Consider the following 7,727-nt stretch of genomic DNA (forward strand, 5'->3'; position numbering starts at 1 on the left):
CATCCGTGCCCAGGCTTTCCGTCATTGTCACCGCCTATAATATCGAAGCCTATATCCGCCAGAGCCTGGAGGGCATACTGGCGCAGACACTGCGCGATATCGAGATCATCGTCGTCGATGACGGATCGACGGATGCCACGCCAGACATCATCCGGGAATACGCCGAAAGGGATGCGCGCATCCGCCCGATATTGTTTGCGGAGAACACGGTTGGCGGCGTCGCGTCGGCGGCAAATGCCGGTCTGGATGCGGCGAGCGGCGATTTCATCGGCTTTGCCGATGGCGACGATCTTTACGAGCCGACCATGTTCGAAACCCTCCATGACGCGGCTGTCGCGAATTCCGCCGATCTGGCAATGTGCCGCTACCAGCTGCTGGACGAATCCGACGGACAACTGAAGGAACCGGCCGAGACCGACCAGTGGAAGCCATATCCCCGAACCGTCGCGCGCGATCTGGATGTCCGGATACGGCGCGAAATGCTGCGGTTCATTTCCGTGCCCTGGCGCAAGATATATCGCCGCGATCTGATCGAGCGGGCCGGTCTGCGCTTTCCCGTCGGCGATTTCTTCTTCGAGGACAATCCGTTCCATTGGGCGGCGATCCTGAGCGGCCAGCGCATCGTGCTGGTCCCCGAAAGGCTCTGCCAGCATCGTGTCGCGCGGGCAGGACAGACGATGGCCACCGCAGACAGCCGGCTGCTGCGGATATTCCTCCACCACGACATCATTCGCGACCGCTTGCGACAACAGGGGCAGGAAGACATCTATGGCATGGACCTGCTGCGCTGGGTGGCCGGCCAGATGTCCTGGGTCAGCCAGCGTGCGGCAGGCGACGTGCAGCGCGAGCTTTACGACGCGCTTGTTCCGGTGATCGGACAGTATGATGCTGTCACCATCGGGAAGTTCGGCGAAATCAACGGGCCGGGGCCGACATACCAGATGCTGGCAGCCCTGAAGGCGGCGGATTTTCAGGGGTTTTCGCGTGCAGCAGGATGGAGTGGCGCAAATGGCCGGGTCAGGCGCGCCGGTTCCGGGTCTCCATTTTCCGGAACGCTGCTGTCGCGCGGAATGTATCACCTGAGACAGTCCGGCATCCGCAATACCGCCAGAATGACGGCCTCCTACATTGCGAAAAAGAGCGGTATCGGCAGAAACCCCCATGCTCGCCGCGGCGGGGCAGACAAAAGCCCCATCACCAACGAGGAGATCATGGCCGCACTGATCATCCTGCAGCGGGACATGCGCAATCTGCGTGACGAACTGGTGACATTGCGCAGCGGTTTGAATGCCGGAACCGGACAGGTCCGGTATCAATCCGGCCCGGAAAGTACCGGGGCCGAGCGCCTAGATTGATCCCGGGAATGACGGTGCGTCGGAGAGGTGATGTGCCCTCGTGCGATTTGAACGCCTGAAATCGTCCCATATCCTTTGCCCCAAATTCATAAGATATGATGACGCGTCGTCACGCAGCTTCCTGATACGATCAGTGGAAATATCAGGGACACCGGCATCTATTGCATCGAATACGCTTCCATCGTTGGCCGCGAACACATATTTTTCGCGACCTATGGATTCCATGAAACTGCGTGCTTTTACCACGGGGTTCATCGAGATCGTTGGAACGCCATACATTGAAGACACTATCGTGGTGTGCAGTTTCATGCTCAGGACCAATGAACACTCTCCCAGTGCACGACTGATGTCGTCCAGGTCCTGACTGTAAAACGTCTCCTTGCCCGGCACTTCGAGAGTTTTCGAATTCTCATAATCTTTTCTGCCGTGGTTTCCGACACCGCCGATCACATGCCGCACCCGCCAGCCTTGTCCGGATAATTTATGCGCGATCTCTCCCATGAGTTTATATTCCCTGGGATGCTTTATATGTCGCGTCACCAGCCCCAGAACAGGCGGTCCATCCGGGCGGATTGCCGGTGGCAGGGGCAATGCGCAGACCAGATCCGGCGCAATCCCGACTTCGACATTCGGCGCGACATTGGTGTCTATCCAGATCTTCGAATCCGAATCCCGCATCGTGATCGATTTCACATTTCTGTTCTTTAGAAATTTTCTCCATGCTTCCAATGTATTGGGGTTAATGTCCGGTCTGTTCCGTTCAACGCCGATACCAGCCACATGCAGGGGCCGCCTGAGGTAATAGGGATGTATAAAATCGCGATCTATTTTCTCCCGATAGGGACATAGCAGATCTCCCCCGCCAAGTACGATGGCATCCATGAGATCGACGCGTGCTTTCCCAAAGTCCTGAAGATAGCCTGGTTGAGGAAGCCCGGTAAGGAGATGCAGGTCGGCCCACCGACCAAACCAGTGCTGGTATGTCTTGACATAAAGCTCATCCCCATAGTTTCCACGGCCAAAGGAACCGGTCAGGCCGATCCTCGGCCTCATCCGGATATCCCGCTGCCCGGACAATGGAAAAATCTTGTCGAGAAATCTCATTTTCTTCCAGCACCCCAGTGTACGGAAAACATATTCCACCTGGCTCATTCCAGGTCCGGCGCCCTGGAATGTCCGCAGCTTATCAGGGCAAAAACCGTCAACCCGATCAGCTATCACCGTGGCCGAATGGCGCGCCCCAAGGCCCGCACCGGGGCGGTTATTCTCCAGGATGTGCTTTTCTCGATATCGCGGACACGGGCCTGGCTCTGTGCGGCACGTTTGGTCAAGGCGGCGTTCTCTGTCGAGAGTTTTTGCTTGTGATCACGGAACTGCTTTTCCGAGGTATAGAATTCGTCCGTAATCCGGGCCAGATCCTTCTCAAGTTTCCGGCATCGCTTCTCAAGATCCTCGGCATTCCGCGTTTCCTGCTCGAGTTCGATGACCGCCCGCGTCAGGGAGACCACTTCCTTTTCCTTGTCGGCGAGGTCCTTTTTCAGCGCCCTGTTTGCGTCGAGCACCGCTTCCCTGTGCTGCAGCTCCTTCAGCAGGCTCAGCGGATATTTCGCGGCAACGACCGGGCTGACGAAGGCCATGTTCATGCGCCTCAGCACCGGCCGGTCGTCGATCCATTCGTGAGTCTGCTCGTAGATACGGAACAGGCGATAGTCATGCGCAAGCAGGATATCCTCGATGGTCCGGTAATAGGTCTGCTGGGCATTCTCCCGGTTCACGCCGGCCTCGATGTAGATGACCTCGATGGCGTGATTGGCAAGCAGGGTCTCCGCCCCTTTCAGGACCTCGGCCTCGTGCCCCTCGACATCGATCTTGAGGATCGAGATATGCCCGTCGGGGAACAGCGTCGCGAGGCTGTCCAGCGTTCGCGCCTCGACGTCGAACAGCGTCTGGACATTGTCCTGTTCACCCGCACCCTCCCCGTCGCGCACGACCGAGCTCATGTCGCGCATGTCGCGCAGTTTCACCGTTCCCGGCGCGTCCGATATCGCGAGGTTGAGGCAGGTTGCCCGATCCTCGGCCTCCAGCGCCGAGACCGTCTGCTGAAGCTGCTGACAGATTTTCGGGTTTGCCTCCACCAGGCAGGCCCGGTTGACCTTCAGCGGTGATCTGTAGATCGCCGCGAAGGTATCGCCCCGGTTCGCCCCGATATCCGCATAGATGACCTGCCGCCGCAGGAAAAAGGGCTCGATGTCCTTGAGAAAACCGGAAATCGCATTGCTTGCGGCGGGCGTGTGCGGCGCCTTGGTGTCCATGTGAAATATCGCCTGTCTGTCTGGCCGGATCGGTGTTTGCGCGACAATAGGGGATGCCAAAAGGGGAGTCACCGGCTTTCATCCGGGCGGGCGCTTCCGGCTCAGATCGGGATGCCTCTGGTGGTGTACTGCACACCGCTTCGCCGCCAGGCGATGGTGGTCACCCATCGGTGGCCGGGAATCCAGCCCGCCCGGTCACGGCCAAGCTGTTCGAAATGAACCACGTTGAAATCGGGCCGAAGCAACGGGGCCATTCCGGCATAGCGGCCGTTATGGGTGGTGATCCGCTCCGTATTGTCCAGAACCAGAATGCCGTCCCCCGCCAGAAGATCCAGCCGCAGAACCTCGCGCAGGCAGGCAACCCGGTCCCGGCCGTCGATGCTGATCAGGTCGAACTTCTCCGTCCCGGCCTCTGCCTCGATCCGGTCGGAATAGGGCCGCCCGGCCAGAATCGCCCGGGGGTGGGGCAGGTCGAGGATCTCCAGCATCTTCACAACACGCCCGAACCACTCGGCATCGTGCTCGAAGCTGACGATCGCCTCGGCCCGGTCGCGCAGGAACAGCGTGCTGGCACCCATGCCAAATTCCAGAACCCGCGGGAGGCGGCTGTTACCGGCGTTGAACCATTCGGTCCAGGCGCACATGAAGCCCACGGAATCGTCTGTCATCCAGGGAACCACACGCATCGCCATCGGTAGGAACCTTTCCTGCTGGTCCGCAATATACCGTCTTAACGCGGGGTGCCGGAAAGTGGCAAGGCCGGCCTCCGGCGGAAATCGTACCCACGCGCGCTACGCAATGCCTTTGCCGGGCCTGTTATCGTCAGGTGCTTTCCCGGGCAGTTTCCGATGTGATCGCCTGTTCGTACATCTCCCGATGTGCGGGATGCGGGGCGAACAACCCGGGCTGGCGTGCCTCGTGCGCCGGACGGAGCATGGCCGCCAGATCGCTGATCCGGGCCAGCGCGTCGTCCGGCGCCGTGCCGAAGATACGCTGGAGATTCCCGGCCGTGCGATCATGGTAGCCCGAGGCGGTTTTCAGCATGGCGCCGCGCAATTCCTCGGAATACAGGCGGACCAGCTTGTAGTGAAGGATCGGCAGGATGGGCGCGCATGCCCACTCCTCCGGACCGGGCGCCGGCTGGCCGCCGGAGTTGTGGAAGGTATGAAACCCCTGATTGAGGTGGCGCCATTCGCGCAGGCGGAACAGGGGAAACTTGCGCAGGCTGTCCACCGTTCCAAAGGCGTGATGACGGATGTCGAAGCGCCAGGAAAGCCCGGCATGGGGGCCAAAGGCCCAGGCAACCGGCGGCAGCGCCGAATATTCGCCCGGCATGGGGTCGGTGCGGTCGCAGAAGGCCCCGAGCAGCACATCGAAATCGGATGTATCGGCAACCGGCCCGGACGGATCCGCAACCATGTCCAGCAACAGGGCCGGGCAGAATTCGCGGCCCTGCTGCTCCAGTTCGGCGGTCAGTTCGGCAAGGCTGCCGTATGGTTCGGGCAATTGCAGGAACTCGTCCGCATCGGCGGTGACTATCCAGCCCCCGTCGGGAACGAAGGCCCGCATCAGACCCTCCAGCCACAGGGTCTTGGAGGTCTTGAAGTCGCCGACTTTCGGTCGGTACACGTGCACATCGGCGCCCAGACCGAGCCTGCGCACCGGCGTGTCGGAATGATCGTCCACAAGAACGAAGCGGGACACTCCGAGATCGCGGTAATGCCGTATGAAACGGGGCAGGAACATCGCTTCGTCGTGCACACAGGCGAAAAGGGTGATGTCCCCGGGCCCGACCACCGGCGGTTCGGAGGCTTCGCGGGTTTCAAACAGCATCCCGACGAACCTGTCCCGGGGCAGGCGTTCGAGCAACCGGCGCTTGTGGGTTTCCACGTGCGCAAGATAGGATTTCCTGTGCGCGCTCTCCGGCGCGCGGCGCAGGGCACTGAATGCCGCGTTGAAATTGTTCATGTCCTGCAGATGGACATCCTGCTTGTCGTAATCGCCGCCGCGCTGGTTCAGGGGCAGCCTGCGGGCGGGCGGAGAACTGTATTCCCGGCGGTTGGCAAGCCGCTCGGCATCGCGGAACGCCTGTGCATTGTATGACAGCGTAAAGATGTTCCGTTCCGGATCGGACGCAATAAACGGCAATGCCGGGAACTGCCCGAGTGCCCCGAGGATAAGATCGATCTCGTCATATTGCCGCGGCAGCAGCCCCGGGTCGTAGCCGACATGGCGATAGACCGACGCGGGCAGGGTAACGCGCCCGCTTGTTCCGTCGCCCCAGTTGCCAGTGAAATGATGCAGGACAAACCCGCGCGGATGGGCATCCATCAGGTCGAGCAGATGCTGCGTTTCTTCGGCGGTAACGAAGTTGTCGCCATCGAGGCTGGAGTAGTACGCACCGCCGATATGCCGGCGGAACGCGTTCTTGGCCTTGGCGAAATGCCAGGTGTCGAGCGTATCGCGGTCGCGGATCAGGCGGAGATAGCCATCGGAAAGCGCCTCCGCGCATGTGTCGCGCACCCAGCGTTCCGGCCCGGGATCGTCTCCGAAAAGAACCAGAACGAATTCTATGCTTCCGCGAAATACCGCGTTGGCACCGAGGTTTTCGCGCAGCGTGCCCTTCAGGTCGTCGAGCCGGCCCATGATCGGGATACAGTAGGAAATCCTGCACCCGTCCCGCAGCGGCCCCCATGTGGCCGCCATGTTCCGGTCCAGCTCGCTCATGCGGCGGTTCAGTTCGTTCGCGTTGCGGCAGCGCGCGCCGCCATTCGTGGCACAACGGTAATCGAGCAGCGGATTGCCGCTCTCATGCCGCACCTCATAGGTATCCAGATAGAAACCCGTATCGAAATCCGGCCCCGGATCGCGGCGTAACATTGCACCAAAACGCAGAAAATGCTCGACCGGGTCGATCCGGGTCCGGTCCACATCGGGATAGCGCCGGCGATACCACGTCATGTCGAACTCAGGCGCAACCAGAATGGTCCAGTAGTGGTGGCGGTGATCCATGTCGCGCGATCCGTATGGTTTCCCCTGCTGCCGGATTGCATTAGCAGTATCCCCGGCAATACGCTACGTGCGTCGGGCAGACCGGCTCGACTGACGCGGAGCCATGGGTTGCTTGAGGAAGCTGGAAAAATGGGAAACGACACCCCTCCGATCATCATCTGGACCACCCAACGGACTGGTGGAACAAATCTGGCGCGACACCTTCTGGCTCTGTCACCCTACAAGGTGAAGCATGAACCCTTCAACAAACCGCGTGAATTTGGCCACATCACGACGGATTGGATAAAGAGACAGGACATCGTGGCAACCGAAGCGGAAATCGAAGCGACGCTTTCAGATCCGATCAACATCAAGCACTGCGTTGAGATGGTTCCCAAAGAGATAAACGCTTGCTTGGCCAAACATGCAGTACGACATGATTATCTCAACCTCTTTTTGGTTCGGGAGAACGCGTTACAGCGGCTTCTATCAATGGAATATGCACAACGCACCAAGGTCTGGGGCCCCAACCACGAAAAACCAGATGAGGACAATGATCCCGCTTTTGAGGCGTCGCTTGATATCGAAAAGCTCGTCGAGCATGAGAAAAAATGCGTCATGCGGCTCAACAAACTCTGGAACTTTCTGCACACAGCCGGAGCGCGAGTCCATGCCCTGTCCTTCGAACAGGTTTATGAGAGCAGTTTCGAAGCGGCGGTTGCACAGGTCTCCGCTACGATCTCATTTCTCGGGTACAACTTGCAGCGCACACGCGCAGAGGACCGTATCCGGGGGTTGCGGGAGACGGGAAACCAGGACACGCGGGATCGATACCAAAAATTTGAGGGCATAGGCACGCTTGATACTGCCTTGAAAACGGTACCGGATTTTGCATTCCTCCGTTAACGATGATGCGGTGTAGCCTGGTCAAAATGGTTCCGATGTTGAGAACATCCCCGGGCACCCTCCGGTTCCGGAAAAGAGCTGTCGGCAACGAATGAATGATCGGGACGGAAAGATGTCGAAACTTCTGATGGTGGGCGCGGGGCTTTCCGGCGCGGTGATCGGC

General features: G+C 59.7%; 6 protein-coding genes. 2 read left to right on the forward strand and 4 right to left on the reverse strand.

Going from position 1 to position 7,727, the window contains the following annotated elements:
- Nucleotides 1-5 precede the first annotated feature (5 nt).
- Entirely contained in the window at nucleotides 6-1,355 is a 1,350-nt protein-coding gene (locus tag ACK5IR_RS08875; RefSeq protein ID WP_416928009.1) for a glycosyltransferase family 2 protein, read from the forward strand.
- On the opposite strand, the gene ACK5IR_RS08880 is transcribed toward ACK5IR_RS08875, so the two are convergent.
- The 4 genes from ACK5IR_RS08880 to ACK5IR_RS08895 form a co-directional block, all read right to left on the reverse strand.
- Nucleotides 1,347-2,507, reverse strand: coding sequence for a polysaccharide pyruvyl transferase family protein (locus tag ACK5IR_RS08880; RefSeq protein ID WP_416928011.1), 1,161 nt, complete (start codon nucleotides 2,505-2,507; stop codon nucleotides 1,347-1,349). The two genes, ACK5IR_RS08875 and ACK5IR_RS08880, sit on opposite strands and share 9 nt — an antisense overlap.
- A gap of 65 nt (nucleotides 2,508-2,572) precedes the next feature.
- Entirely contained in the window at nucleotides 2,573-3,667 is a 1,095-nt protein-coding gene (locus tag ACK5IR_RS08885; RefSeq protein ID WP_416928013.1) for an FkbM family methyltransferase, read from the reverse strand.
- A gap of 101 nt (nucleotides 3,668-3,768) precedes the next feature.
- Nucleotides 3,769-4,335, reverse strand: a complete 567-nt coding sequence (locus tag ACK5IR_RS08890) for a hypothetical protein (protein WP_416928015.1) — start codon at nucleotides 4,333-4,335, stop codon at nucleotides 3,769-3,771.
- A gap of 154 nt (nucleotides 4,336-4,489) precedes the next feature.
- Complete coding sequence (locus ACK5IR_RS08895) at nucleotides 4,490-6,679, reverse strand: glycosyltransferase family 2 protein (RefSeq protein ID WP_416928017.1); 2,190 nt, start codon at nucleotides 6,677-6,679, stop codon at nucleotides 4,490-4,492.
- 129 nt (nucleotides 6,680-6,808) lie between these two features.
- On the opposite strand from ACK5IR_RS08895, the gene ACK5IR_RS08900 reads away from it, so the two are divergent.
- Nucleotides 6,809-7,564 carry a hypothetical protein gene (locus ACK5IR_RS08900; RefSeq protein ID WP_416928019.1) on the forward strand — a complete coding sequence of 252 codons (756 nt, stop codon included), beginning with the start codon at nucleotides 6,809-6,811 and terminating at the stop codon, nucleotides 7,562-7,564.
- Nucleotides 7,565-7,727: the final 163 nt, after the last annotated feature.

This window comes from Tropicimonas sp. (assembly GCF_047971885.1).
Classification (GTDB): domain Bacteria; phylum Pseudomonadota; class Alphaproteobacteria; order Rhodobacterales; family Rhodobacteraceae; genus Tropicimonas.

Coding starts and splice junctions, on each gene's coding strand:
- ACK5IR_RS08895 (WP_416928017.1), bottom strand. CDS start 6,679: ATGGATCACCGCCACCACTACTGGACCATTCTGGTTGCGCCTGAGTTC.
- ACK5IR_RS08880 (WP_416928011.1), bottom strand. CDS start 2,507: ATGAGCCAGGTGGAATATGTTTTCCGTACACTGGGGTGCTGGAAGAAA.
- ACK5IR_RS08900 (WP_416928019.1), top strand. CDS start 6,809: ATGGGAAACGACACCCCTCCGATCATCATCTGGACCACCCAACGGACT.
- ACK5IR_RS08890 (WP_416928015.1), bottom strand. CDS start 4,335: ATGACAGACGATTCCGTGGGCTTCATGTGCGCCTGGACCGAATGGTTC.
- ACK5IR_RS08885 (WP_416928013.1), bottom strand. CDS start 3,667: ATGGACACCAAGGCGCCGCACACGCCCGCCGCAAGCAATGCGATTTCC.